The sequence below is a fragment of the Priestia taiwanensis genome (assembly GCF_014638355.1).
GTDB classification, from domain to species: Bacteria; Bacillota; Bacilli; order Bacillales; family Bacillaceae_G; genus Priestia_D; species Priestia_D taiwanensis.
The window spans coordinates 1,742,105-1,766,143 of the sequence record NZ_BMFK01000001.1 but is presented as its reverse complement, the minus strand read 5'-3'; the positions used below and the strand labels follow the sequence as shown (position 1 = coordinate 1,766,143).

Genomic DNA, 24,039 nt, shown 5'->3' with positions numbered 1-24,039 from the left:
GTATCAACGTGGAAACACCAGCAAGAAGACCAAAACATCAGCGGAAGCTTGGTAAATACAAACGTCGATCCCAGAAAATTCAGGAGAAATTAGAAAAGTATGAGCAAGAAATTAAGCATGTTAGTGGAGAGAGTGAAACACCAAAACATCAGCGGAAATTAGGAAAATATCGACGCCTAGTACAAAAAATCCAGCAAAAAATAAATACGTATGAGCAGGGAATAAAAAGTGCAAGTGGAGAAGGAATAGTAAGAAAATCCAAAGAATCAAAATCTGAACGAAAAAAAAGGAAACATCATCGCCTGGCACAAAAACTTCGAGAAAAACTAGTAAAACATGAACAAAAAATTGGAAATATGGATAGAGAAAATGAAGCAGCGGCGAAAATCTCTGAACATGGCACGAAAGACAAAAAATATCAACGAAAAGCGGAGAAATATAAGCATAGAGCACAAAAGTTACGAAGAAAAATAGAAAAGTATGAACGGGAAATATAAAGTAGGGTGCATGATAGAAAGAAATTCAGTCTACTTTGCTATAGTGAGAGGAAGAGTCGAGCATGATGCTACGACTCTTCTTTCCGTAAGAAACTCCACCAAATCCAAATAAAGAAACAGTATATAACGGTAATACCGCCGAAATTCATGACGATTTCTAAGAAAGGTTTGGCAGACACAATACCTTGTATCGTGAACATGCCGATGGCGACAGAAAGAGGTTGGAATAGAAATAAGATGATGAAAGCAAGTTGTTTCTTGTCTAGCGGTTTATGACCGGCAATTTGAAGCAACTGTTTCATTACAAGGAACAACGCAAATAATAAGAGGAGAATGGTGCTAAATGATAGCAAGAATTGGATGTTCATCGAATAACCCCCTATTTCTTTTTCGTTAACTCTTCTATTTGTTTCATTTCTTCTTCGAATTTCTTTTGGCGCTCTGCATCCGTAAATAACATTGATTGGTTAATACCGTTTTTGACACCCCATTTGATGACAAAATATAAAGCAATAAGAAATAAGATAATACCTCCGATGGATAGTCCTGCGCTTTCCAACTTCACTCCCCCTTGTCTCTCTTTACTAAAAGAGTAACATAATTTTCCTTTTTAGACGAAAAAAAAGACGTGAAAATCCACGTCTTTCATTTCTTATAATCCTTCACCTTCATACGAGTCTAGTGGCGATACTTCGTTATTATCTTCTGTTACACGTACACCTGAAGTTAATAACCATTTCTTGTGTAAGTTCAGTAACATCGTACGTGCACTTTCTGGGCTATCTTCGCCTTCTTTGTTCTTCACTGGTGCGAATTCTTCGTCACGATTAACTTGTAAAATGGATGCACGTTCCGCAAATGGGAATACATCGAATAAGAATTGCTCTAGCTTATAGCCGTTTGGCTCTTCTGGTGTGAATGACTCACCTTGTTCATTTAACGTTTTAATTTTCTTATGTGCTAAATGGTATGCTAATGTACGGTGTGCATTTTCTACTAAGAAGTCTACATCGAACATGTGAATACCGATATTGGCATTTTCGAATAATAGATCATTCTTCTCGTTACGAGCTAACTTTAACTCATCATCTAAGTCTGAGTACTCTACGATAAATGGACGTCCGTCTTTCTCGCAAAGCATTCCTACTTTTTCATTTGGATCGATACGTGGAATACACTTATTACAAATCGGTGCACCTTCGATATCGGCAAAGCCAATTAACTTCGGATCTGCAACTTTTACTAACGCGTTATCGATGTTATTTAAGAATACCCATTTCACGCCGTTGTTTTTCATATCTTGTAAGAAGCCGTTAGCTAATAACGAGTTAAATACGCCACCGTTACCGTTTGGTGCTAACGAAATCGTTCCTTTATCCTCTAACATAATTTTTCCATCTGCATCAATCGCAGGGAATAAGTTTTGGTTAAAGAATGTTACTGCCGAACGGTCATACCCGAAGAAGTTGTGTTTCTCGAAGAAATCTTTCGTATCTTTCTCATTATGAGGGCTCGTCATAATGTACCAATGAATCGTGTTTCCAGCTTTTGCGTTAATGTTCATTAAGCGCTCTGCCTGTAAATGGAACAATGACTTATGAGATGGAAGACCGATATTGTACGTTCCTTTTGGACCGTCATGACCAAGACGGCTTCCTTGGCCACCTGCAACTAATACGATAGCTACTTTGTTTTCACGAAGAAGCTCCCAGCCACGTTCTAAGTATGTACCTTGTCCTTCTACGTCGATATCTTTCCAACGCTTATATGCGTTTGGTGTAAAAGTAGGATTCGTTTCTTCTTTATGAACAGGATTACGCACCGTATCAATCGCTTTCGTTACATCATCAAAGTTCAATGAATGAATTTGTTGCAATAATGCCTGCTGTGCTTCGGCTGTTAATTCGTTATAGTACGCTAATAAATGCTCTTGGTTATATGTTTGTAAAAGTGCTACTGTATTTTCATATGTATACATGTGATTTTCCTCCAAAATCGTTCAACTATCTTTCAAAGAAAAGACTTCTTGTATTGTATCACATCCAAAGAATTCAAGAAACATCGACACCATTAAGGTACCTTTTCGATATATTGATACTATAACGGAGGGGAGGAAAATGAACGCTTCTGTGCGTGTTTTAACGACGTTAAAAGGAGTTAACGGTGTATTAGAATTACTAATAGCTTTTCCATTTCTGATTGGATTATCATCTCTTGCGAAAATTTGGGAACTACTTGTTATCATGTTTTTCTTGCATATGCTCACGCTTTTACTGTTAATTATTACGAAACTATCCTACAAAACAGGTAGTTTATTAGGGTTACTCGCATCAATTGTCGGATTCATTCCATTCATCGGAATGTTGCTGCATATAAGCACGGCCGTGTTGAATTTGTCAGAGTGTTATCAGCTGCACAGGGGAAGAATGGATAGATGGTGAGTAGAGAGAAAAACAGAACCTTGTTTGGTTCTGTTTTTTTTGTTAGATACACAATATGGATTATTTACTGAACATAGATAAAATAATACATATTCTTCAAAAGTTGCTCTATGTACGTGCTTTCTATCATTTGCTACAATTTCAACTGATAATCATTATCAAATAAAATTGTTTCGGTTTCGAGGAGGAAATGACGTGAAAAAAATATGGATGTTCTTTGTCTTCGCACTTAGTCTATCAGTATTTGCGGTAGGTTGCTCAGACTCTAGCAAAGAAACAGGCTCTGAATCTGTAGGTGCATCTGAGAAGAAAGAGGCGAAAGAATCTATTTGGCCTAAAACATATGTAGATGCTTTAGGGAAAGAAGTGGTAATGAAAGAAGAGCCAAAGCGAGTAGTGTCTGTCATGCATTTATTGTATCCAGATGTGTTATTATCCCTTGATATTGTCCCTGTTGGAATTACGAATGCAGACAAGCAATTTAATAAATGGGAAGCATATCGGCCGTATGTAAATAAACATACATTTGTCGATGTTGGAGAACCTCGTAATCCGAATATCGAGAAAATTATTGAGTTGGAGCCGGATGTAATTCTAGCTGCAGCAGGTATTCATGATCAACTATATGATCAGTTATCAGCAATCGCGCCAGTTGTTTACTTCAATCAACGTGCGATGTCATTTGACCGTGAGTTAGGTATAAAGGAAATTTCGAAGTTCTTTGGAAAAGAAGCGAAGGGTGAGGAAGTATTAAAAGGTGTTGCGGACAAAATTGCAGATGGTCGTAAAACATTAGAGAAATTCGCAAGCAAAGGTGAAACAGTTGTATTCACGTCTATTAATCCAAAAGGTGGTTTCATGTTATATGGTGAAAACATTGCTCCAACAAATCCGAAAAATGGACTAGGATTAAAAGTCCCTAACGGATATCCAAAAGACGTAGCAAAGGATTTAAGTATGGAAGGAATGTCTGAATTAAATCCAGATCACTTATTTATTTTCTTAGATAAGAGTGGCCAAACAGTAGGAGAAGATACGCTAAAAGCATATGAAGCGAATGCTGTGTGGAAAGAAATTAACGCAGTGAAAAAGGGAAATATCTATATTGTTGATCGCTCGTTATTTGCACAAGATGCTCCAATTGCTACAAACTATGGAATTGACCAAGTAGTTACTATTTTAAAAGATAAATAAGACTGTGACGCTGTTAGTAGTTGGGACAGCGTCATCTTTTATAACTAGATGATGAGGTGAGAGAAATGGAAGCGAATGAACTTTTTGATGTTACGATAATTGGTGGTGGACCAGCAGGGTTATATGCCTCTTTTTATAGTGGTTTACGCGAAATGAAAACAAAAATAATAGAAAGCCAACCAATGCTTGGTGGTAAAGTGCATGTATATCCTGAGAAACTTATATGGGATGTCGGCGGTGTGACACCGATACCAGGTGCACAGTTAATTGAACAGTTGGTCGAACAAGCATTAACATTTAATCCATCTGTTTATGTAGATGAAAAAGTCATATCAATTTCTAAAAATGAAGCGAATAATTTTGTCTTACAAGCAGAGTCTGGAAACATACATTATTCAAAAACAGTTATTGTCGCCGTAGGAGGTGGCATTATTAACCCACAAAAAATTCAAATAGAAGGTGCAGAAGCATTCGAGACAACCAACCTGAACTATACCATTAAGTCTTATAAGAAGTTTATCGACAAAGTGGTTATCATTTCAGGTGGAGGAAATACAGCTGTTGATTGGGCGCTTGAGGTAGCTGAAGTAGCGAAGAAAGTATGCGTCGTGTACCGGAAAGATACGCTGAGCGCACACGAAGCTCAAGTGACAGAGTTGAAACATACAGGGATTACCTGTTATTTAAATTCAGAAATTACGAAATTAATTGCAAATAAAGAAGGCGAACTTATTGAATTTGTTGAGCTAACTAATATGGAAACGGGAGAAAGAATAAATGTAGAAGTAGATGAAGTAGTCATTAGCCATGGCTATGTGCGTGATAAAGCATTACTCGACAATAGTCCGCTTCCAATTGAACGGATGAATGAATATTTTATCGCAGGGAATACGTCTAGTGAATCGTCGGTACGAGGCTTATATGCAGCTGGAGACATTCTACACTATCAAGGAAAAGTTCATTTAATTGCAGCGGCATTCCACGATGCATTACATGCAGTTAATAAAGCGAAGCAATATGTAATGCCTGAAGCAAGAGAGGGAGGTATCGTTTCTTCTCACAATGATATTTTCAAAGAACGTAACCGTGATTTACGCAAAGTGATTTTTAAGTAAAGGAATAGACGTATGATACTCAAAACAGATGAAATAAAAGCAGAAATTCCATATACAGCGGGTCAAAAACATAAAAGAAATACACTCATTATCTTGACTGTGGGAATGGTACTGCTCCTATTTAGTATGTGTCTTTCTATTACAATTGGCGCTGCAGATATTAGCGTATCTGTTGTACTAGATGCACTTGTTCATTTTGACTCAAGTAATAAAGCACATAACATTATTTGGGAGCTTCGACTACCGAGAACAATTGGTGCAATGATTGTTGGTGCAAGCTTTGCGGTAGCTGGAGCAATGATGCAAGGGATGACACGTAATATTTTAGCAGAACCAGGACTACTCGGGTTAAATGCTGGTGGTGTATTTGCCTTAGCGTTATGTTTAGCATTTGCCCCCCATTTCTCTTATTTAACAATCGTGTGTATTGCATTTTTAGGAGCAGGACTAGGCGCGACTCTTGTATTTGGAATTGGTTCCATGTCGGCAGGAGGATTGACACCAATACGATTAGTATTAGCAGGAGCGGCTGTTACTGCATTATTAATTGCCCTAAGTGAAGGAGTCGCGTTATATTATGAAATTGGTCAAGATTTGGCATTTTGGTTTGCGGGCGGTGTCTCCGCAACAACGTGGGAACAGTTAGAGGTTATTGCACCATTCGTCATCATTGCGATGATTGCGTCTATTATGCTATCACGATCGATTACCCTTCTAAGTCTTGGAGAAGAAGTTGCCCTTGGGTTAGGACAAAAGACAAAGCGAATTAAATTTCTGGCTACAGTAGTTATCCTGATGTTAGCAGGAACGTCTGTCACTGTAGTAGGAGCGGTTGGATTTATTGGCTTAATTGTTCCTCATATGACACGAGCTTTAGTTGGTGTAGATTACCGTTATATTATTCCATGTTCAGCAGTTCTGGGTGGATTATTAGTAGTCTATGCAGATATCGCTGCGAGGTCTGTGAATCCACCATATGAAACACCATTAGGAGCACTTATTGCGGTACTTGGTGTCCCGTTCTTTTTATATTTAGCACAAAAAGAAAAGGGGGCATTGTAAATGGATATAAACTACGTATCACCCGTGGAGAAAAAGAGAAAAAGAAAAAATAGTTGGATAGCAGTTACCTTCGTTATTTTTCTTTTTGCCTCTTTTGTTGTCAGTATGAATACAGGATATATTCGATTAACACCGCTAGAAGTAGTTCAAACAATCATTGGAAACGGATCAGCGAAGCAAGAACTCATTTTGTTTACGATTCGTTTGCCACGTATTATTATCGCCATCTTAGTGGGTGCAGCGTTAGCCGTATCTGGCTGCATTCTGCAAGGAATGACTCGAAATGCGTTAGCAGATCCAGGGATTTTGGGTATAAATGCAGGAGCAGGCTTAGTTGTGATGCTGTTTGTTGCTTTTATGCCCACGCAAAATTTCAATACAGTTGTTATGTTACCGATTGCAGCGTGCTTAGGCGCAGCATTGACAGCCTTTCTTATTTATACACTCTCTTATAATAAAGAAAAGGGCTTTTCTCCTAAGAAGTTATTATTAACTGGGATTGCACTTGCGTCTGGTATTAGCGCGGTGACCATTATTTTGACGTTACGATTATCGCCAGAGCAATATCAGTTCATCGCGATTTGGATGGCGGGAGGAATATGGGGTGCTAGTTGGAACTTTGTGTTAGCACTATTACCGTTCATTGTCCTTCTTATTCCGTACGTTTGGCGTAAATCTCATGTACTAAACATATTAAATTTAGGAGATGCACTTGCAACTGGATTAGGAGCAACAATTAAAAAAGATCGATTCATTCTATTAGCGATAGCGGTTATTTTGGCTGGGTCGGCCGTTTCTGTTAGTGGAGGAATTGGTTTCGTTGGACTAATTGCACCGCATCTAGTACGACGTCTTGTAGGTCCAAAACATCAAGTAGTAATTCCGATCTCAGCACTAGTTGGAGGGTTCTTCGTTCTAGTAGCGGATACGATCGGCCGCTGGCTTATTCAACCTTCTGAAATTCCAGCAGGTATCGTGGTAGCAGTGATTGGTGCCCCGTATTTCTTATACTTATTAGCACGAACGAAAGTATCAAGTTAATGTATGACGCATATAGAAAGGATTTCTGTTATGACGACTCGATTAACAACAAAAGATTTAACAATTGGTTATAATAATCATATAATCATAGATAAATTGAACATAGCTATTCCAGATAAAAAAATCACCGCCTTAGTTGGAGCGAATGGTTCAGGTAAATCAACGATTTTAAAGACGATGGCGCGTGTTATGTCCCCGTTATCAGGACAGGTCTTATTAGACGGAGAACTCATTCATAGTAAGTCGACAAAAGAAGTGGCGAAAGAATTAGCAATCCTTCCGCAAAATCCGGTTTCACCAGATGGATTAACCGTTCAAGAGCTTGTTAGTTACGGACGTTATCCTCATCAAAGTGGATTTGGATCACTTACGAGGGAAGACCGACAAATGGTGAATTGGGCGATTGATGTGACGAATATGTTTGAATTTTATGATCGGCCTGTTGATCAATTGTCCGGTGGTCAACGACAACGTGCATGGATTGCGATGGCACTAGCTCAACAAACAGATATTTTATTTTTAGACGAACCAACAACGTTTTTAGATATGGCCCATCAACTAGAAGTGTTAAAATTATTAAAGAAGTTAAACGAAGAACAGGAACGAACAATTATTATGGTTGTCCATGATTTAACGCATGCAACCCGTTATGCAGATCATATTGTTGCTATAAAAAGTGGGCAGGTTGTGAATGCAGGCTCTGCCGAGATTGTCATCACAAAAGATGTACTACGAGAAGTATTTAAAATTGAGGCAGATATTATTATGGATCCGCATACAGGACGCCCACTTTGTCTACCATTCGATCTTGCAGGAAGTGGATAATCGATGTATAAATAAGGAGTTTTTCGTGATGAATATAAACCAACTAATCGATTTCTACACAATGGCCCCAATCACGTTTGTCGATGTTATCACAAATAAGTTTCTAGCGAAAAAATCGGAGAAACCGTTGAAAACAACGAAGAATGTGTGTGGCCTCATCTTTCCGCTATTAGGAACAGCAACGTTTGTTATTGATGGGGAAACATACAAAGCGAAGCCAGGTCATATTATTCATGCTGGGCCAGACTTAGATTTACAAGTAGAAGTAACGAGTGAAACGGCATTTGAATATGCCGTGATTCACTTTACATTAGCAGAGGAAGCAGTTACGAACTTTCCGTTATACACAAGCCATTTTGTAATCAAAGTAGGCGATAATATAAAACTAGCAGGTATGCTTAATCAGCTTATTCAACACTTTGTCATACCTGGAGGTTTTTCATTCTTGCAATCAAAAATGTTATTTTTGACGATTATAGAAGAACTACTTTTATCAAGCAAGAAACTTATATATAAGGAAGAATCGGAAAACATTGCTATCATTATCCGCTATATGCAACAAAGCTATCATACACAACTAACTGCTATTGATATTGCCAATCACTTCGGTATCGAGCGCCGCAAACTTACGTATTTATTTGAAAAACAAATGGGTATGACACCAAATGAATATTTAACAGATTTACGTATCCAAAAAGCCGGCGTACTTTTACGAACATCCGACCTTACGATGGCGGAAATAGCGGAGCGAGTAGGGTACACGGATTATTTCTATTTCAGTCGTGTTTTCAAAAAAGTGACAAGTCTTTCTCCATCTGATTTCCGAAAGCATATGAAAGAAGAAATGAGCAACGCTTAACTGTGGCGCCACTTCCATTGGAAGGGTGCTATTTTTTATGGGGAAAAACCGTGCACGTTCATTCGATTGACTACGTATATAGGATGTAGAGTGTTTTTATTGGGCAAAAGGAGCTGAGTATAGATGAGTGATTACATTGATCAAACACATCTTCAAATTTACAACAGCAACGTTTGGGCCTACGGTAATTCAAAGTGGCTAGGATATCCTATTTTGAAATATCCGTGTGATTTATTTCTATACCAAGAAATCTTGCATGAAGTACAGCCAGACATTATTATCGAATGCGGTACATTCAACGGCGGCAGCGCAATGTTCTTATGCTCAATATTAGAGTTGATTGGCAAAGGAAAAGTACTGTCTATTGATATTGATCCGCAACCGAATCTTCCGACGCATGAACGATTATCATACTTAAAAGCTTCTTCTACATCGATGCAAGCCCTGAAAGCAGCAAGAGAAATGATCACACTAGAAGACACAGTGCTAGTTATATTAGATTCTGATCATCGTAAACATCATGTATTAACGGAATTGAATCTTTATTATCCGCTCGTTACAAAGGGAAGTTATTTAATCGTTGAGGATACGAATATAAATGGTCATCCTGTTTCTCCTGATTTTGGTCCTGGTCCGATGGAAGCGGTGGAAGATTTTCTGCAAAGTAATACCAACTTTATCATTGATGAGGAGAAGCATAAATTTTTAATTACGTTTAACCCAAAGGGGTATTTAAAGAGGATAAAGTGATGATGTAAAAAGGCGGAAGTCCCGCCTTTTTTTGTCGAAAAAAATTGTTCCATATAAAGAGAAAAAGGAAGAGGTTTATGACAAAAAAAGTCGAAAAATAAGTCTAATAACAAAATAGAATAGGGGGAAAGTAATGAGTTATACATTAGCCGAAAAATTGGTAAAAACATACAACGTAAAACATGTCTACAACAATACGACAGGCGAGGAAGTAGAGATATGGTTTTCACTTCCGAAAGAATCAGATTCCCAGCAAAACATAATCTTCACAACACTCCCAGCACCAGATGAGAAAGACGAACATGCCTTTTTGAATACGGTCCATTATTACAAAGTAAAACCGAATGAAGAATTAACAGTCGCTTATCAATTTGACGGATATGAAGTGTCGTTAGTAGAAGGACAAGCGAATGATACAATCCGTTTGACAGACGAGGAAAAAGAATATTACTTACGTTCGACACCCCTTACTCCGGTTGATGAAGAGTTGTTACAGGAAGCGAAAGGCATCATCCAAGGAGAACAGGATGTTATTGAGATGAGTAGAAAACTGTATAACTATATTTTACAGAACTATCATTACTCGTTGAAATTTAAAGAAAGAGGAGCTCATAACTTCCGACAAAGTAAAAAGGGCGATTGTGGAGAATTTGCGTTCTTGTTCATTTCTTACTGCCGATCATTAGGAATTCCAAGTAGAGCGACGATAGGGGCTTGGGCAACCGGGAATACACAGGCCCATGCATGGTGCGAGTTCTTTTATGAAGGGGTTGGATGGATTCCAGTCGATATTAGTTCAGCTGCCATCTTAAGGCAACCTTTCCGAAGCTTTGGCCTTGTTTCCTCATACGGTATTTATACAAAGAAGGAAAAACACTTTGGTTCGATGGAGGGAAAACGAATTGTCTTTTCTATCGATACACACCGTCTTTTACGGCCTTCTTACATTAACAATACAAACTATGATAGTAATTATCCACGTTATAAAATTGGTGATCACATGCTTGCATGGGGACATGAGGCGATTGATGGTACAGCCCTATATATGCAACCTATGTACGTGAAATTCCATGAGAAAGTGAACAAGGTGACAGTGAAGTCTGGATTAGGCGAGTGGATTGTAACAGAACCACCAGTAAGTCAGTTTGTTCTATCAATGAAACAACTATCGTTTAAACTTGCCATACCGCTCGTCATTATATCTGCTTTAGTGAAAAGTTTCTTTGATGCTAACCCGATTTTCCCATGGCTTAGTGTTATTGCAAGTGTGTTGTTTATCGTATATATATCTATTAGTGTATTCAGACGTGAGTGGAATAGATACATGGTGCTACTAGCACTACTTGTTGTTCTTGGAACACTTGGAGGATTGTCAGACTTAGCGGTGACGTGGGGAAAATGAGGTTCCTTTTTGAGGAGCCTTTTTGTTTTTAGTAAAAAGATAGAATTCAGTTGTATAATGCAAATAAGGAGGAGAGTCATGAATATTCTATGGGACTTCGATGGAACAATTTTTGATACATATCCAGTCTTCGCAAGAATTATGAAACAAGTAATGGAAGAAGATATTTCCGAAGAGTACATTTACGCACAGCTTAAAACATCGTTTACACATGCAGTGAAACATTTTAATCTAGCAGACTCGCATATACAGCGTATCATTGCACGTACAAACGAAACACCAGCAGACCATTTCAAGCCGTTTAAAGGAGTAGAAGATATACTCAAAAGTGCCAATAAAAACGTTATTATGACGCATAGTACCCGAGCGGAAGTAATGAAAATCTTATGTTATTATGGCTGGGAACATTATTTTGTAGAAATCGTAACGATAGATGATGGGTTTCCGCGTAAACCACATGTCGCATCGTACGAATATTTACATAACAAGCATACAATTGATTTAGCGATTGGCGACCGTCTTATTGATATCATCCCCGCAAAAGAACTTGGCATAAAGACATGTTTGTTTCAGAATAATGAAGAAGGCGCAGATTATTATGTGGATTGTTATGAGGGGGAGAGATGGGATAATTAAATGTATCTCATTTGTGCTGTTTGATATAATATGTTGAAAAAAGTATGACAGCTTTGAAACATACAAATAATATTTGCATACATAAAAACAAAAAGAAAAGGAGTAATCATGAATAAAACAAACTTAAACTTTGATAACACATATACGAAGTTACCAAAAGTATTTTTTACACGTATAGATCCGACTACAGTGCATGAACCAGGGTTAGTTATTTTAAATAAAGAATTAGCCGAATCACTTGGCTTAGACGCCGAAGTCTTACAAAGTCAAGAAAGCATCAATGTATTCGCGGGAAACGAAATACCAGAAGGTGCATATCCAATCGCACAGGCATACGCTGGTCATCAATTCGGACACTTCAATATGTTGGGGGATGGCCGTGCGATTTTGTTAGGTGAGCATGTGACATCTAACGGGGAGCGCGTGGATATTCAGCTAAAAGGTGCAGGTCGTACGCCGTATTCTCGTGGGGGAGATGGTCGTGCTGCGCTTGGGCCAATGTTACGTGAGTACATTATTAGTGAAGCGATGCATGCGCTCCGTATTCCGACGACACGTAGTTTAGCTGTTGTGACGACAGGTGAATCGGTTTTCCGTATGGGAGAATTACCTGGTGCCATTTTGACACGTGTGGCAGCTAGTCATGTGCGTGTCGGTACGTTCCAATTTGCCGCGAAGTTTGGCGGAGTGCAGGCAGTTCAGACGTTAGCAGATTACATGATTGATCGTCATTATCCGCATGTAGCGGATGAAGAGGATAAATATTTCTCGTTATTTAAAGAAGTGATGCATCGTCAAGCACAGTTAATTGCGAAGTGGCAACTTGTGGGATTCATTCACGGTGTCATGAATACGGACAACATGACCATTAGTGGGGAAACAATTGATTACGGACCATGTGCGTTCATGGATGTGTATCATCCAGAAACAGTCTTTAGTTCAATTGATCAACAAGGTCGCTATGCGTATATGAATCAGCCATTTATTGGGGGATGGAACTTAGCACGTTTAGTCGAAACGTTATTGCCTCTGTTACATGAAGACGAGGAAAAAGCGCTTGAGCTAGCGCAAGCGGAGATTGCTAGCTTTACCGATGTATATCAATCATATTGGTATGCAGGAATGCGAGCGAAGTTAGGGTTATTCGGTGAAGAGGAAGAAGATACTGTACTTATTGATAGCCTTCTTACATTGATGCAAACGAACGAAGCAGATTACACAAATATATTCCGTGCGTTAACGCTTGGGAAATTAGAAGGAATGCCATTATTCGAAACACCAGCATTTAAAGCATGGTATGAGAACTGGCAAGCAAGAATGGATAGACAAGAAGAATCAAAAGAAGCATCAAACCAATTAATGAAAGAAAACAATCCGTCTATTATCCCTCGGAATCATCGTGTGGAAGAGGCGTTAGAAGCAGCTGAAGAACGAGGTGATTTCAGCGTGATGGAACGCTTGTTAGCGGTACTTGACGATCCGTACGCGTATTCACCAGAGCAAGAATCATATACGACAGTACCGAAATGTGCAGGATCTTATCAAACGTTTTGTGGTACGTGAAAAAAGGTACGTAGAAATATTCTACGTACCTTTTTTATTGAATAAAAACCTTATGGTAACCGAACATAAAAAGTCGTCGACTCGTTCGGTGTACTTGTTGCGTAAATTTTCCCTTTATGTTGTGTAACAATAGATTGTGCAATCGCTAAACCAAGTCCGTAACCGCCGTGCTTGCGGGAACGTGAAGAATCGGTACGGTAGAAGCGATCGAAGATCTTTTCTAGATGTTCTTGTTCGATACCTTCACCTGTATTCGTGACAGCTAGAACAGTATCGTTGTTGTGCTTTTTGAGTGTTACTGTGATGGAACCGTTAGGATTCGTGTATTTAATACTGTTATCCAATAAAATCATGATAACTTGTTTTATTTGTTCCATGTTACCGTGAACAGTTAAGCCAGAATCAATCTCGTAATCAAGCGTAAGGTCTTTTTCGAAAATAACAGCTTCCATTGTTAGAAGAACACTCTCGATAGCTTCACTTATGTTAAACGGAGCGAAAATCATACGTGATTGTGCATGATCCATTTCCGTTAAATAAAGCAAGTCGTTTGTTAATGTTTGCATTCTTCCTGTTTCCGATTTAATATGGTGCAGCCACTTTGATTGCTTACGAATGGTTTCTTCGCTATTGGCTAACAGAAGGTCTGTCGTTGTATGAATGACAGTTAATGGTGTTCTTAATTCATGCGAAGCATCAGCGATGAATTGTTTCTGTTTATGGAATGCTTCCTTAATTGGTGTAATGTGACGGTTGGCGAAAAATCGGCTCGTAAAGAAAATAACAATGAGCATGACGAATCCAACAGCAATAAATGTATAAATAAGATTAGTTAAGATTTTTAGCTGAGCGGTAATGTCTAGTGAGTAGATGGAATATCCTTCTTCTTGTTTCTCTATCATGAAAGCCCAGTCGTTTCCGTTTAACGTGAATCGTCCTGAATCTAAGCCACTTATGACAATGGTATCTTTCGCAGTCTTATAAAAGTCGTTTGTGAAATTACACATAGATTCCGAACGTAGTATGTTCCAGTTTTGATCTGTATGCAAGGCGAAAGAAAGGGATAAGCTCTGCCTTAAGGGAGAGTCTGTCTTCGTATTTGCTTTGTCAGCATTATGATAAAAGGTCGACATGCTATTTAGCTCCGTCTTGATATTCTTGTTCACGCTTTGATACATAATGAAGTAGATGGAAGCGAAAGCAGCCAACATAATGAGGGAGATAATCGCCATGTTTACAAGGAGGAATTGATTTCGAAGTTTCGTAAACATTACGTTGTCACCTCCAATATATATCCAACGCCTCTAATTGTATTAATCCGAATAGATGCCTGTAAGAAGGTTAGTTTTTTTCGTAGAAAAGAAATGTATACTTCGACGTTATTATGCTCTACATCGGAGTCTAATCCCCATAATTTCTCGATAATTTGCTCCTTCGAAGTCACTGTGTTTTTTCTTAAGATAAGTAATTCTAGTAACAGGCTTTCTTTTAAAATAAGCTTCAGTTCTTTGTCTTTACACGTTAGCTTGAGGCTACGTGTGTTCAATTCAATATCCCCAACGGTCACTGAATCTTCTGTAACGACTTCTCCTTTACGCCTTAAAGCAGCTCGTATTCTCGCTAATAACTCATCTGTTGAGAATGGTTTCGCTACGTAATCATCCGCACCGTAATCGAGTCCAGAAACTTTATCAGGAATATCTCCCTTCGCCGTTAATAGAATAATGGGTGTTGTGATTCCTTGCGTTCGAATTGTTTTTAATATTGTAATGCCGTCCATTTCAGGCAGCATGATATCAAGTAATATCAAATCATATATGCCACTCACAATATAGTCGAGTCCTGCTTGACCGTTATGGACAATATCGACAGAGTAATGTTGCTTCTTTAAAAGTTGGCCTAACGCTTCGGCCAGACCGATTTCGTCTTCTACAAGTAATATTCTCATGATTGATTCTCCTTTTCCTTATGATCATATAGCTATGTAGAATTTCTATTATAACAATTAAACCTTTAATGAACCTTAATAATGGTATGTTAACTCTTTTTCTTTTTTTCTTTGAACTATTTTATTTATTTTTTATCTGTATTTAAGATTTATTAAAGGTTTAGGTTTTACTATACAACTATGGAACGGCGACATGCCAGATCGATAGGAGGAGAAATAGTATGAAGAAGAAATACCTTATACCAGCAGTTGTAGCGTCAGTTGTGGTGATTGGAGCTGGAGGATATACAGCATTTAATAGTTATGTAGGAAATAATGTGCAGGTGGAATCGGTGCTAGATTCAACATCTAATGCAAGTGCAGCAACATCTGTATCTGCTGACAAATTAAACGGCAAGTGGGAAATTGCAGGCGAATCAAAAGTGTACTGGTCTGTTACAACGTCAAAAGAAACAGTTAACTTCGTGAATGAAAAAGTAACTGGAACATGGAATGTAGATATCAATAACCCAGCGACGATGACGGGTGAAGGAATCGTTGATATGAGCGCGTTAGATTCTGGTAATGCGACACGTGATGAGCATGTGAGGGATCGTGAAGATTTATTGGCAGTTAAGGATCACCCACAAGCAACGTTTGTGACGAAATCTTTCGCAGGTGTACCAAAGGAATGGAAAGAGGGAACAGCGGTACCACTTACAATTGAAGGAACTCTTAAAATAAAAGGACAAGAGAAAGACGTGAAGTTCGAGTCGGAAGCAATGTATAAAGGGGAACAATTATTGCTATCAGGTAAGACAAAAGTAACCTTTGCAGACTTCGGAATGAAGAGCCCACATACAATCGTTTTAGAGGCAGAAAATGATTTAGGGGTACAATTAGAGCTAGTGCTGAATAAGAAGTAAAAGATAGGAAGAAAAGGATAGATGAGCAGGGGAAATGCCTGTTTATCTATCCTTTTTTCATATTTGTCTGATCAGCTTTGGAATCCACTCTCGTATGCCAATCTACCTCGATACATTCTAAAAACTCATTGGCTAAAAGTGAATCTACCATTTCTTTGCTACCTCCGAAGAGAGAAAAGCTTAGATCATACTCTGTAGCGAGGCACCAATGTTTATTTTCTTCCCACCACCAACTTGGAGAACCTTCGGCGTGATCATCGTGTGAAAGGTCCAGAGCATCCGTTAGTTTCCCGTAATATAGTTGCTCTTCGTAATACTTTGGCACTTTCAACATTTCATAGTGGAAATAACAGTTCCCTGTCTTTGTGAATGGTTGTAAGACGGACACGATTTCTTTTATCGTTTCATCGTCGATATTTCCTTCTAATCCGCCTATTAAATATCTAGGACTGCTGTTGAATAGATGGATGAGAGAGTCAATACTAATTTCTTTCGTATAGTGAAGGTTATATTTTGTTGCTAAATCCTTCAATCTAATTCGTTCTCCTAATTCAATGATAACCCCTTCGAGTGGATCAAGATCACTCCATAACAGATTTTCATCTACAATCGTCTTATCGTGATGGATAGGATGAATGATTTTGCAATAATGGCTGTATCTTCTTGGAACGAGATTTGAAACACGACATCCAGTCCAGTTGTCAAAATCGATTTTTTCTGTTTCTTCTACAAGCCATTTTGTCGCGGAAAGTGTTGATAGCTTCTGCATAGCTTCACTCCTTTTCATTTCTGTAATATGGATGATTTCGAGATGTTTTCCCAAAATCCTTTTATTCATTGTAAAGAGAAAATGATAAACTCACAGATGGATGTAAAAGCTAAGTAGAAACAGTTCATTGTAATGGAGGAATAGAGATGGAGAGGAACAAGATATATGCTGTTATTCTTCTTAGTTTTGTTATCGCAATACTTTCGTACTCGTATACACCTACTATTAGTTTTGCTTTCATGTGTATCGGCATATTGCTTCTCTATGTGAAGCGAATGAAAGATTCGATTTTGCGAACGAACACGATCTTTGGACAAGTAGTATGGCTTATTGTATTTCCAATATTTTTCGCAGGATTAACACTTGGTATTGTGGAATTTATGTTTGTAGAAATGTTGGGAAGTGATACTACATTAAATTTATTTATGATATTCTTTTTCGTGTCATCATGGGGGATGGCAATGTACTGTTTTGAGTTGAGGAAATTGAAAGTAACGGTTCAAATTATTAATACAATTTTCATAAGTGGGTTAAGTTTGACGTTTCTTTCCTATTACAAGTTAGATGTATTGAAAGAAGTACTGACACCCGATATAATTGCGGAATTTATTTCGTACAATGTAGAAGTAGACGCGTTTATTGATATTATGATTAAAACAATTACGCTTCCATTTGTTCTTGCGGGGATGTGGTCGAATGTAGTGGTGGCGTATAGGGAATATCGAGGGGACAAATAAGGAGGATACTAAAATAGATAGAGGACCTGTTTTTACATTGGTCCGAAGTATTCAAATCGAGGTGGATGATATTACTAAAATTTCAAGAAAAGGTATTTAATTGATAATAATCTGTGATTTATTTGTAAATGTAAACCATAGGGAGTATTAGGATAATATGTTCCTATGGTTTACATTTTAAAGATATGTATTTTTATATATTATTGCGATTTTTTATCAAAAAATAAATTTAAATCAGTTTTATCTGTATCATCGGCTAAAGCATCATGTATATGATTATTTAATAATTGCATTTTTTGCTTTTCGAAAAACGGAACACTTATTAAATCAGTTTTTCCAGATTTTTCGATGTGTAATATTGTTTGAATTCCACTACCTGCAATTCCTACACCTAAAATTAGTAGTATTAAGCCAAATACAAAGCTATCACCTAAAGAACCAAATCCGATTAAAAACATTAATAGTCCTAAAATAATTGGTTTGATAAAGTACTTAGTAGATAGCATAGCCCCAGAAATATTTTTTAGAGGGATATTTTGTTGGTCTTTACCAGCAGGAATAAATCCTAAAAATGTGTTTGATAAGTTTGTTTTGACAAACCTATTGTCGACTTCTACTTTACCTTTTATCCAAAAGAATAACAGGCTAGTCGAAAATTGGATTTCTTTCATTTTTATCATCTCCTATTAATTTAATAAAATTACAATATTAACATACTATCACAAATTTTATAACATAGGTATAGGAAAATGGTTTAATAATCCTTTTTTAAAAATAGAAGGAGAAATGGGGGTTAATTGGTAATGAAATTACATATATTTACCATATGATGAAAAGGGGATAAAAGATAAGGATTTTTGCTATTTTCGATGAAAGTATATAATATGGTACTACTTTCATTTACCAATATATAACATGTTTAAGTGGTTGAATGTTTTGGGGATTCTTTTGTAATATGTTGGTGATAGTAGTTGTCTAGTACAATAAGTGTTGCGTACACATACCCATAAGAAAAAAACGCAGCGAATGTCATAATGATGAGGGATATGCCAGCGGTGAGAGCGTATTTCTATTGAAGGGTTCGTTCTTTTGTGGAAATAATCATGTTAAATCCTCCTAATTACACGAAAGTTAACTTTCATGTAATAGGAGGATAAGAATTGCTCATTGATTTAAGTTAAGAATCAGAATCATTTTTAAAAATTATATTTCCCCGGCCACAACATTTCCTTTATACATAACTGCTTGTAATTCCGTTCTTCTCGCAACAGCCTCTGCGGAACAACTAGCAGGAAGAAATACAACACTTGCTTGATCACCGATATTCGGCCAAATTCTCTTTCCTTCTCGGTTCAGTGGTGTCTTCCCACCGGTAATGAAACCAAGTGCTTGAGATAACGATAATTCGTCAATGTATCGGTATACTTCTGCCAAGCGTCCTACCAGTTCTAAGTTATCGCCCATACCAAATGGTGACCAGTGGTCGGTAATGCTATCGTTACCGAGCTCAACGTTTACGCCTTTTTCGTGTAGCATCGGAATTGGCATTGTAATGGCACCAGTTGGAACGGTAGATGTAACGGTCATGTCTAGTTCAGCGAAGCGCTCTGCCAGTTCTTCAGCTACTCCTCCTTGAACATTCGCAAAGCCGAATGCATGGCTTACTGTTACACGTCCTTGCCAGCCAGCTTCTTCTGTTAAGTCGGCAAGTCTGTTCATTGTGAAAATACCTAAAGAATCACGGTCATGAATATGAATATCGACACCTGCATCTGCTTCAACTGCAATGTCCATAATTGTATGTAGTGATTTTTCGATGTTCTCGTCGACAGTGGCTGGGTCAACACCACCTACGAGTGTTGCGCCTTGTTTCATTGCTTGTCTTACTAAAGCACTCACGTCAGAACGAAGTAGTCCGTGTTGTGGGAATGCAACAACTTCGTGTGAGAGCTTACCAGAGAATGTTTCCAGTGCTAACATCGTAGCTTCTAAGTTTTTCAGTCCTATTGTTGGATCGATATTGCAGTGTGTACGAATATGAGTGGAACCGAATCCAAGCATCATTGCGAGCATTTTCTCTGCACGTTCTTGTGCTGTTGGTAGTTGTTTTGGAAGTAGTTCGCATTCCTCTTCGATTCGCCCGAAAATACTTGTTACTGGTTTTACTGCTTTCCACGGTCCACCGTAGTATGTTTTATCAATATGGATGTGCATTTCCTTGAAGGAAGGTAGCATTAATAATCCTTTCGTATCGATAATCGGAAGGTTATTCGTTTGTGGTAATGCACCGTACACAATCTCCACAATTTTTCCGTCTTCCACCCGAATGTGAGAAAGTTCTGTTTCTGTCGCTACTACTCGGTTATTTTCATAGTGATAACTACTTTCTAAGCGGACATTTAGTAACCAATAGGCTAGACTCATCGTTTATTCACTCTTCCTTTCTAAGCTTCCTGAAGTAATGTTTCCTTTGTACATAACAGCAGGGCGTTTCGCGCGTCTTGCGACTACTTCTGCTGAACAGCTCGCATCTGCAAAGACAATGTTTGCTTCGTCACCAATTTTTGGCCACATACGTTCGCCAGTTTTCGTAAGAGGGGTAATACCGCCTGTAATAAATGAAAGAGATTGTGATAAAGCGTGTTCATCCACCCAGCGGTATCGTTCACAAAGACGGTATGCTTTCTCTAGCATGTCACCACTTCCAAAAGGTGCCCAAGAATCGTAGAATCCATCACACCCAAGTGCTACTGTCACACCTTTGTCCCGCAGTAATGGAACAGGTGGAATGACTCTATTAACTGGAGCAGTAGACATAATGGACATGCCTAACTCGGAAAGTTCATCTGCTATATCGGCAGCACGTTCATGTGGAATATCACCGAGAGAGAAGGCATGACTGACTGCTACGCGGTTGTGCCACTTCGCTTCACGTGTTAAAGCCGTTAATTGCTTAATCGTATACCATCCTACATGACCTGGGTCGTGTAAGTGCATATCAATATCCGCATTTGTCTCCACAGCAATATCCATCATTTCGTGTAAAGCCGCTTCAATGCGCTTATCAATACCAGCTGGATCAAGTCCACCGACGAGTGTAGCGCCTTCACGCATTGCTTGTCTCATTAAAGCCGGTACTTCATTGTGTAATAATCCGTGTTGCGGGAAAGCAACGATTTCATATGTAAGTTTGTCTTCGAACGTTGTAAGTGCTTGTTTAATAGCTTCTAAGTTTTTTAAACCTATGTATGGATCGATATTCACGTGTGTACGAACATGATTTACGCCTGCTTCAACGAATAATTGAAGCATAACTTCTGCTCGTTCTGGCATCGATTCAAGTAAAATAGGTAATTCTTGTGCTTCGAGTTGGAGTCGTTCGCTTAAACTTTTAACGGGTGTACATGATTTCCATGGCCCACCTAAATATGTTTTATCTAAATGGTTGTGCATTTCTTTAAAAGGCGGAAGTGCTAGCAGGCCGCGTGCATCTTTTACTTGTAAATGTGTTTCAATTGACTCTGTTGCGGGAATGATTTTCGTTATGTTTCCGTCTTCAATAAGAAGATGACAAAGTTCGGTATTCGTTCCAGTGACACGGCCATCTTCCACACGATAGCCACTTTCTAATCGTACATTTGTTAACCACATATTCGTTCCTCCTTATGTTAGTGAACCGGCAACGATCTTTCCTTTGTACATGACAACTGGTCGTTTTGCTCTTCTAGCAATTGCTTCTGCTGAGCAACTTGCTTCTACAAATACGATGTTTGCTTCGTCACCAACTTTTGGCCATATTTGATTCCCGTCTTTGTCTAACGGAGTTACGCCACCTGTAATGAATCCTAGTGTTTCTGCCAGTTCTCGTTCTGTTTTTCTTCCGAATCGTTCAGCCAAGCGTCCTGCACGCTCTAGAATATCCCCGTTTCCAAAAGGAGACCATGAATCGAAAATGTTATCACATGCCGCTGCGACTTGTACTTGTTTCGCATGTAGGAAGTTAACAGGTGGTACTGAGCCATTGAGTGGTACGCTTGTAATAATGGTTATGTCAAGTTCGGCAAGCATGTGCGCCATTTCCTCTGCCTGCTGTCCGGCCATATCTCCTAATGCGAATGCATGGCTTACTGCTACACGCCCTTGCCAGCCTGCATCTTCTGTTAGTTCTGCGAGGCGCTTAATTGTCGCAAGACCTAACTGTCCTCCGTCATGTAGGTGCAGATCGACATCTGCGTTTGCTTCGACTGCTAGCTCCATCATCTCGTGTAAGGATGCTTCCATATTTCCATCTACAGTAGCTGGGTCAACGCCACCTATTAGTCCAGCACCGTTCCGTAATGCCTCTCGAACGGATTCTTTGCAGTTATTACGGAGTAACCCATGTTGTGGAAAGGCTACAATTTCATGAGATAATTTACCTTCGTATGTTGCTAGCGCTTCTTGAATTGTTTCTAAATGGCGAATTCCTACTTCCTCATAAATATCGACGTGTGTACGAACGTGAGTTGAACCTGCTTGAAGTAATGTCTCAAGTAAATTTTCTGCGCGTTCTTTCATCGTAGTCGGTAAAGTCGGAAGCGTATTTTTTTCGATATCAAAACGCTCGAATAAACTAGAAGCAGGTTGTACAGCTCTCCATGGGTTACCGAGTAACGTTTTGTCTAAATGGCAGTGCTTTTCAATAAAAGAAGGAAGTGCTAGTAAATGCCGAGCATTCTTTTTTGGTAGTTCATCTATCAATGGTGTAGTAGAAGGTACAATTTGCGAAATAATACCGTTTACGATTAATAGATGACATTGTTCTATCGTTGTTTCGGTAATAAATCCTGACTCAAATTGATAGCCACTTTCTAAGTGGACATTCGTTAACCAGTATGTTTCGTGCATGTTGTTCTCGTCCTTTCACTATCAAATATTTAACTTCATTCACTATTGTTTCAAAAATATTCAGTTAATTCAAGTGAAGTGTTTTAACAAGGTGAAATAGCCGTTTTCTTTATGAATTCTTACACATATAACGAATGCTTTCTTCGTAATAATGAATGGAAAGGAGGAAGCACTGTATGAAGAAAGTGAAAATTCCTACGTTCTTTCATGAATTATTTGGTAGTCAGCAGTCAAAAAGTGAGTTTGTGCTCGTTATTGCCTTCACGATAGTCTCTACAAGTGTTGTTGGACTCTTTACATTGGATTATTGGGCGGGACTTCAGTGGTATCAACAACTTATTTTACTTTTGTTATATTTGGATATTGCGGGAGGGGTTATTGCGAACCTTACGTCTGGTACAGATCAGCATTATCACGAAAGGCCAAGAGCTAGATGGATTTTTATCGCCATTCATGTACAGCCACTTCTTTGTACCTTATTGTTAGGAAGTTCTACTTGGATATCAGTGGCAGTATGGTGTTATACAATTGTAGTCGCAAGTATTATTAATATCCTTCGAACAGCAAATTTTCATCGTACGCTCGCAGGATGTTTCGTAACGGTTAGCTTAATCGGATTGTTTTTTACTGGAAATGAGCTAGAAGAAGCGATTTTCATTCTCTACATGATGTATATGATCAAAGTGATTTACAGCTTTGCGGTGCATCATAACGGAAGTGTCCGATGAGGGTACAGGAGCAAGATTTTGAAGCGTGTAGTGATGTGTTGGAACAAGCATTTGTACATGACCCGTTGTTTCACTACTTATTCGATGGTAGATCAAATGGACGGATAAAGAAGTTCTTTCGCTTCGCCTTAGCGTATACGAATGTACGAGAGCAACTTGTTATTGGGCAAAAATCAGGTGAAGTGATACAAGGTGTCGCATGTATCGAAAGACCATCTTCGCCAACGAACATATCTATGCAGGTCAAAGTATTAAGACTATTCCTCGCATTTGCGTTTCAAATGAAGTGGTCTGCTTTTCTTAAAATTAACCACTATATGAAAACGACAAGTAAACGTCGACCGAAGGAAGCTCACTATTATTTAGGTTGTATTGGTGTGAATCCGAATGAACAGGGAAAAGGTATTGGGAGAAATCTATTAGAAGTAATTCATCGAATGGTGGATGAAGATTCTACTGCGGCTGGGATTGGGCTTGATACAGAAAATCTTCGTAATGTATCTCTTTATGAGAAGTTTGGATATGAAGTAGTCGGTGAAGATAAGTTAGGTGATATAACTATTTATTCGATGTTTCGGAAGAAGATGCGATGAGCAGAGTCAACATATGTTGGCTCTTTTTGAGTGGAGATAGATGAACAAGGAACAAGCATGGTCTTTGTCGAATTATATACTAATAAG

26 protein-coding genes are annotated in these 24,039 nt (G+C 38.5%); 16 read left to right on the top strand and 10 right to left on the bottom strand.

The window, feature by feature from the left end:
* Positions 1–8 precede the first annotated feature (8 nt).
* On the top strand, positions 9–497 hold the full coding sequence (locus IEV41_RS09105) for a hypothetical protein (RefSeq protein WP_188388075.1): 489 nt from the start codon (positions 9–11) through the stop codon (positions 495–497).
* Positions 498–565: 68 nt separating this feature from the next.
* Here the strand turns inward: IEV41_RS09105 and IEV41_RS09100 are convergent, their stop codons facing one another.
* The 3 genes from IEV41_RS09100 to IEV41_RS09090 all read right to left on the bottom strand — a co-directional run bounded on the left by IEV41_RS09100 (position 566) and on the right by IEV41_RS09090 (position 2,475).
* Positions 566–865: a hypothetical protein gene (locus IEV41_RS09100; RefSeq protein WP_188388074.1), complete on the bottom strand. Its 300-nt coding sequence runs from the start codon at positions 863–865 to the stop codon at positions 566–568.
* A gap of 11 nt (positions 866–876) precedes the next feature.
* On the bottom strand, positions 877–1,056 hold the full coding sequence (locus IEV41_RS09095; protein WP_188388073.1) for a DUF6019 family protein: 180 nt from the start codon (positions 1,054–1,056) through the stop codon (positions 877–879).
* A gap of 93 nt (positions 1,057–1,149) precedes the next feature.
* Positions 1,150–2,475 (bottom strand): UDPGP type 1 family protein, encoded by a 1,326-nt coding sequence (locus tag IEV41_RS09090; RefSeq protein WP_188388072.1) that lies wholly within the window; start codon positions 2,473–2,475, stop codon positions 1,150–1,152.
* Positions 2,476–2,614: 139 nt separating this feature from the next.
* Between IEV41_RS09090 and IEV41_RS09085 the strand changes: the two genes are divergently transcribed.
* From IEV41_RS09085 to IEV41_RS09035, 11 genes are all read left to right on the top strand, one after another.
* Positions 2,615–2,938 (top strand): hypothetical protein, encoded by a 324-nt coding sequence (locus IEV41_RS09085; protein WP_188388071.1) that lies wholly within the window; start codon positions 2,615–2,617, stop codon positions 2,936–2,938.
* Between the two features lie 195 nt (positions 2,939–3,133).
* Complete coding sequence (locus IEV41_RS09080) at positions 3,134–4,132, top strand: ABC transporter substrate-binding protein (RefSeq protein WP_188388070.1); 999 nt, start codon at positions 3,134–3,136, stop codon at positions 4,130–4,132.
* A 65-nt stretch (positions 4,133–4,197) separates the two neighbouring features.
* Positions 4,198–5,247 (top strand): NAD(P)/FAD-dependent oxidoreductase, encoded by a 1,050-nt coding sequence (locus IEV41_RS09075; RefSeq protein ID WP_188388069.1) that lies wholly within the window; start codon positions 4,198–4,200, stop codon positions 5,245–5,247.
* A gap of 12 nt (positions 5,248–5,259) precedes the next feature.
* On the top strand, positions 5,260–6,309 hold the full coding sequence (locus IEV41_RS09070) for a FecCD family ABC transporter permease (RefSeq protein WP_188388068.1): 1,050 nt from the start codon (positions 5,260–5,262) through the stop codon (positions 6,307–6,309).
* Positions 6,310–7,350 carry a FecCD family ABC transporter permease gene (locus IEV41_RS09065; RefSeq protein WP_188388067.1) on the top strand — a complete coding sequence of 347 codons (1,041 nt, stop codon included), beginning with the start codon at positions 6,310–6,312 and terminating at the stop codon, positions 7,348–7,350.
* A 30-nt stretch (positions 7,351–7,380) separates the two neighbouring features.
* Positions 7,381–8,175: an ABC transporter ATP-binding protein gene (locus IEV41_RS09060; protein ID WP_188388066.1), complete on the top strand. Its 795-nt coding sequence runs from the start codon at positions 7,381–7,383 to the stop codon at positions 8,173–8,175.
* A 28-nt stretch (positions 8,176–8,203) separates the two neighbouring features.
* Positions 8,204–9,034, top strand: coding sequence for a helix-turn-helix domain-containing protein (locus IEV41_RS09055; protein WP_188388065.1), 831 nt, complete (start codon positions 8,204–8,206; stop codon positions 9,032–9,034).
* 123 nt (positions 9,035–9,157) lie between these two features.
* Positions 9,158–9,784 carry a CmcI family methyltransferase gene (locus IEV41_RS09050; protein ID WP_188388064.1) on the top strand — a complete coding sequence of 209 codons (627 nt, stop codon included), beginning with the start codon at positions 9,158–9,160 and terminating at the stop codon, positions 9,782–9,784.
* A 133-nt stretch (positions 9,785–9,917) separates the two neighbouring features.
* Positions 9,918–11,186 (top strand): transglutaminase-like domain-containing protein, encoded by a 1,269-nt coding sequence (locus IEV41_RS09045; protein WP_188388063.1) that lies wholly within the window; start codon positions 9,918–9,920, stop codon positions 11,184–11,186.
* A 78-nt stretch (positions 11,187–11,264) separates the two neighbouring features.
* Positions 11,265–11,822 (top strand): HAD-IA family hydrolase, encoded by a 558-nt coding sequence (locus IEV41_RS09040; protein WP_188388062.1) that lies wholly within the window; start codon positions 11,265–11,267, stop codon positions 11,820–11,822.
* Between the two features lie 108 nt (positions 11,823–11,930).
* Positions 11,931–13,385: a protein adenylyltransferase SelO gene (locus IEV41_RS09035; protein ID WP_188388061.1), complete on the top strand. Its 1,455-nt coding sequence runs from the start codon at positions 11,931–11,933 to the stop codon at positions 13,383–13,385.
* 50 nt (positions 13,386–13,435) lie between these two features.
* On the opposite strand, the gene IEV41_RS09030 is transcribed toward IEV41_RS09035, so the two are convergent.
* Positions 13,436–14,656 (bottom strand): sensor histidine kinase, encoded by a 1,221-nt coding sequence (locus IEV41_RS09030; protein ID WP_188388060.1) that lies wholly within the window; start codon positions 14,654–14,656, stop codon positions 13,436–13,438.
* Entirely contained in the window at positions 14,656–15,333 is a 678-nt protein-coding gene (locus tag IEV41_RS09025; protein WP_188388059.1) for a response regulator transcription factor, read from the bottom strand. Before IEV41_RS09025 ends, IEV41_RS09030 begins: the two co-directional genes overlap by 1 nt.
* 221 nt (positions 15,334–15,554) lie before the next feature.
* On the opposite strand from IEV41_RS09025, the gene IEV41_RS09020 reads away from it, so the two are divergent.
* Complete coding sequence (locus IEV41_RS09020; protein ID WP_188388058.1) at positions 15,555–16,238, top strand: YceI family protein; 684 nt, start codon at positions 15,555–15,557, stop codon at positions 16,236–16,238.
* A 46-nt stretch (positions 16,239–16,284) separates the two neighbouring features.
* Here the strand turns inward: IEV41_RS09020 and IEV41_RS09015 are convergent, their stop codons facing one another.
* Complete coding sequence (locus IEV41_RS09015; RefSeq protein ID WP_188388057.1) at positions 16,285–17,007, bottom strand: hypothetical protein; 723 nt, start codon at positions 17,005–17,007, stop codon at positions 16,285–16,287.
* Positions 17,008–17,153: 146 nt separating this feature from the next.
* Between IEV41_RS09015 and IEV41_RS09010 the strand changes: the two genes are divergently transcribed.
* Positions 17,154–17,744 (top strand): hypothetical protein, encoded by a 591-nt coding sequence (locus IEV41_RS09010; RefSeq protein ID WP_188388056.1) that lies wholly within the window; start codon positions 17,154–17,156, stop codon positions 17,742–17,744.
* Between the two features lie 200 nt (positions 17,745–17,944).
* Here IEV41_RS09010 and IEV41_RS09005 read toward each other — a convergent pair whose 3' ends face one another.
* The 4 genes from IEV41_RS09005 to IEV41_RS08990 all read right to left on the bottom strand — a co-directional run bounded on the left by IEV41_RS09005 (position 17,945) and on the right by IEV41_RS08990 (position 22,631).
* On the bottom strand, positions 17,945–18,415 hold the full coding sequence (locus IEV41_RS09005) for a hypothetical protein (RefSeq protein WP_188388055.1): 471 nt from the start codon (positions 18,413–18,415) through the stop codon (positions 17,945–17,947).
* Between the two features lie 532 nt (positions 18,416–18,947).
* Entirely contained in the window at positions 18,948–20,168 is a 1,221-nt protein-coding gene (locus IEV41_RS09000) for an amidohydrolase family protein (RefSeq protein ID WP_188388054.1), read from the bottom strand.
* A 3-nt stretch (positions 20,169–20,171) separates the two neighbouring features.
* On the bottom strand, positions 20,172–21,395 hold the full coding sequence (locus IEV41_RS08995) for an amidohydrolase family protein (RefSeq protein WP_188388053.1): 1,224 nt from the start codon (positions 21,393–21,395) through the stop codon (positions 20,172–20,174).
* Positions 21,396–21,407: 12 nt separating this feature from the next.
* Positions 21,408–22,631 carry an amidohydrolase gene (locus IEV41_RS08990; protein ID WP_188388052.1) on the bottom strand — a complete coding sequence of 408 codons (1,224 nt, stop codon included), beginning with the start codon at positions 22,629–22,631 and terminating at the stop codon, positions 21,408–21,410.
* A gap of 176 nt (positions 22,632–22,807) precedes the next feature.
* Between IEV41_RS08990 and IEV41_RS08985 the strand changes: the two genes are divergently transcribed.
* Together IEV41_RS08985 and IEV41_RS08980 are read left to right on the top strand one after the other, a co-directional pair.
* A complete protein-coding gene (locus tag IEV41_RS08985) occupies positions 22,808–23,359 on the top strand; it encodes a hypothetical protein (RefSeq protein WP_188388051.1) in 552 nt (183 codons plus the stop codon).
* Entirely contained in the window at positions 23,356–23,952 is a 597-nt protein-coding gene (locus IEV41_RS08980; protein WP_188388050.1) for a GNAT family N-acetyltransferase, read from the top strand. Before IEV41_RS08985 ends, IEV41_RS08980 begins: the two co-directional genes overlap by 4 nt.
* The last annotated feature ends 87 nt before the right edge of the window (positions 23,953–24,039 follow it).

What these genes read in the sequence shown, in the direction of transcription:
- IEV41_RS09100 (WP_188388074.1), bottom strand. Translation starts at nt 865, where the DNA reads ATGAACATCCAATTCTTGCTATCATTTAGCACCATTCTCCTCTTATTA.
- IEV41_RS09090 (WP_188388072.1), bottom strand. Translation starts at nt 2,475, where the DNA reads ATGTATACATATGAAAATACAGTAGCACTTTTACAAACATATAACCAA.
- IEV41_RS09085 (WP_188388071.1), top strand. Translation starts at nt 2,615, where the DNA reads ATGAACGCTTCTGTGCGTGTTTTAACGACGTTAAAAGGAGTTAACGGT.
- IEV41_RS09075 (WP_188388069.1), top strand. Translation starts at nt 4,198, where the DNA reads ATGGAAGCGAATGAACTTTTTGATGTTACGATAATTGGTGGTGGACCA.
- IEV41_RS09070 (WP_188388068.1), top strand. Translation starts at nt 5,260, where the DNA reads ATGATACTCAAAACAGATGAAATAAAAGCAGAAATTCCATATACAGCG.
- IEV41_RS09065 (WP_188388067.1), top strand. Translation starts at nt 6,310, where the DNA reads ATGGATATAAACTACGTATCACCCGTGGAGAAAAAGAGAAAAAGAAAA.
- IEV41_RS09060 (WP_188388066.1), top strand. Translation starts at nt 7,381, where the DNA reads ATGACGACTCGATTAACAACAAAAGATTTAACAATTGGTTATAATAAT.
- IEV41_RS09055 (WP_188388065.1), top strand. Translation starts at nt 8,204, where the DNA reads ATGAATATAAACCAACTAATCGATTTCTACACAATGGCCCCAATCACG.
- IEV41_RS09050 (WP_188388064.1), top strand. Translation starts at nt 9,158, where the DNA reads ATGAGTGATTACATTGATCAAACACATCTTCAAATTTACAACAGCAAC.
- IEV41_RS09045 (WP_188388063.1), top strand. Translation starts at nt 9,918, where the DNA reads ATGAGTTATACATTAGCCGAAAAATTGGTAAAAACATACAACGTAAAA.
- IEV41_RS09040 (WP_188388062.1), top strand. Translation starts at nt 11,265, where the DNA reads ATGAATATTCTATGGGACTTCGATGGAACAATTTTTGATACATATCCA.
- IEV41_RS09035 (WP_188388061.1), top strand. Translation starts at nt 11,931, where the DNA reads ATGAATAAAACAAACTTAAACTTTGATAACACATATACGAAGTTACCA.
- IEV41_RS09030 (WP_188388060.1), bottom strand. Translation starts at nt 14,656, where the DNA reads ATGTTTACGAAACTTCGAAATCAATTCCTCCTTGTAAACATGGCGATT.
- IEV41_RS09025 (WP_188388059.1), bottom strand. Translation starts at nt 15,333, where the DNA reads ATGAGAATATTACTTGTAGAAGACGAAATCGGTCTGGCCGAAGCGTTA.
- IEV41_RS09020 (WP_188388058.1), top strand. Translation starts at nt 15,555, where the DNA reads ATGAAGAAGAAATACCTTATACCAGCAGTTGTAGCGTCAGTTGTGGTG.
- IEV41_RS09015 (WP_188388057.1), bottom strand. Translation starts at nt 17,007, where the DNA reads ATGCAGAAGCTATCAACACTTTCCGCGACAAAATGGCTTGTAGAAGAA.
- IEV41_RS09010 (WP_188388056.1), top strand. Translation starts at nt 17,154, where the DNA reads ATGGAGAGGAACAAGATATATGCTGTTATTCTTCTTAGTTTTGTTATC.
- IEV41_RS09005 (WP_188388055.1), bottom strand. Translation starts at nt 18,415, where the DNA reads ATGAAAGAAATCCAATTTTCGACTAGCCTGTTATTCTTTTGGATAAAA.
- IEV41_RS09000 (WP_188388054.1), bottom strand. Translation starts at nt 20,168, where the DNA reads ATGAGTCTAGCCTATTGGTTACTAAATGTCCGCTTAGAAAGTAGTTAT.
- IEV41_RS08995 (WP_188388053.1), bottom strand. Translation starts at nt 21,395, where the DNA reads ATGTGGTTAACAAATGTACGATTAGAAAGTGGCTATCGTGTGGAAGAT.
- IEV41_RS08990 (WP_188388052.1), bottom strand. Translation starts at nt 22,631, where the DNA reads ATGCACGAAACATACTGGTTAACGAATGTCCACTTAGAAAGTGGCTAT.
- IEV41_RS08985 (WP_188388051.1), top strand. Translation starts at nt 22,808, where the DNA reads ATGAAGAAAGTGAAAATTCCTACGTTCTTTCATGAATTATTTGGTAGT.
- IEV41_RS08980 (WP_188388050.1), top strand. Translation starts at nt 23,356, where the DNA reads ATGAGGGTACAGGAGCAAGATTTTGAAGCGTGTAGTGATGTGTTGGAA.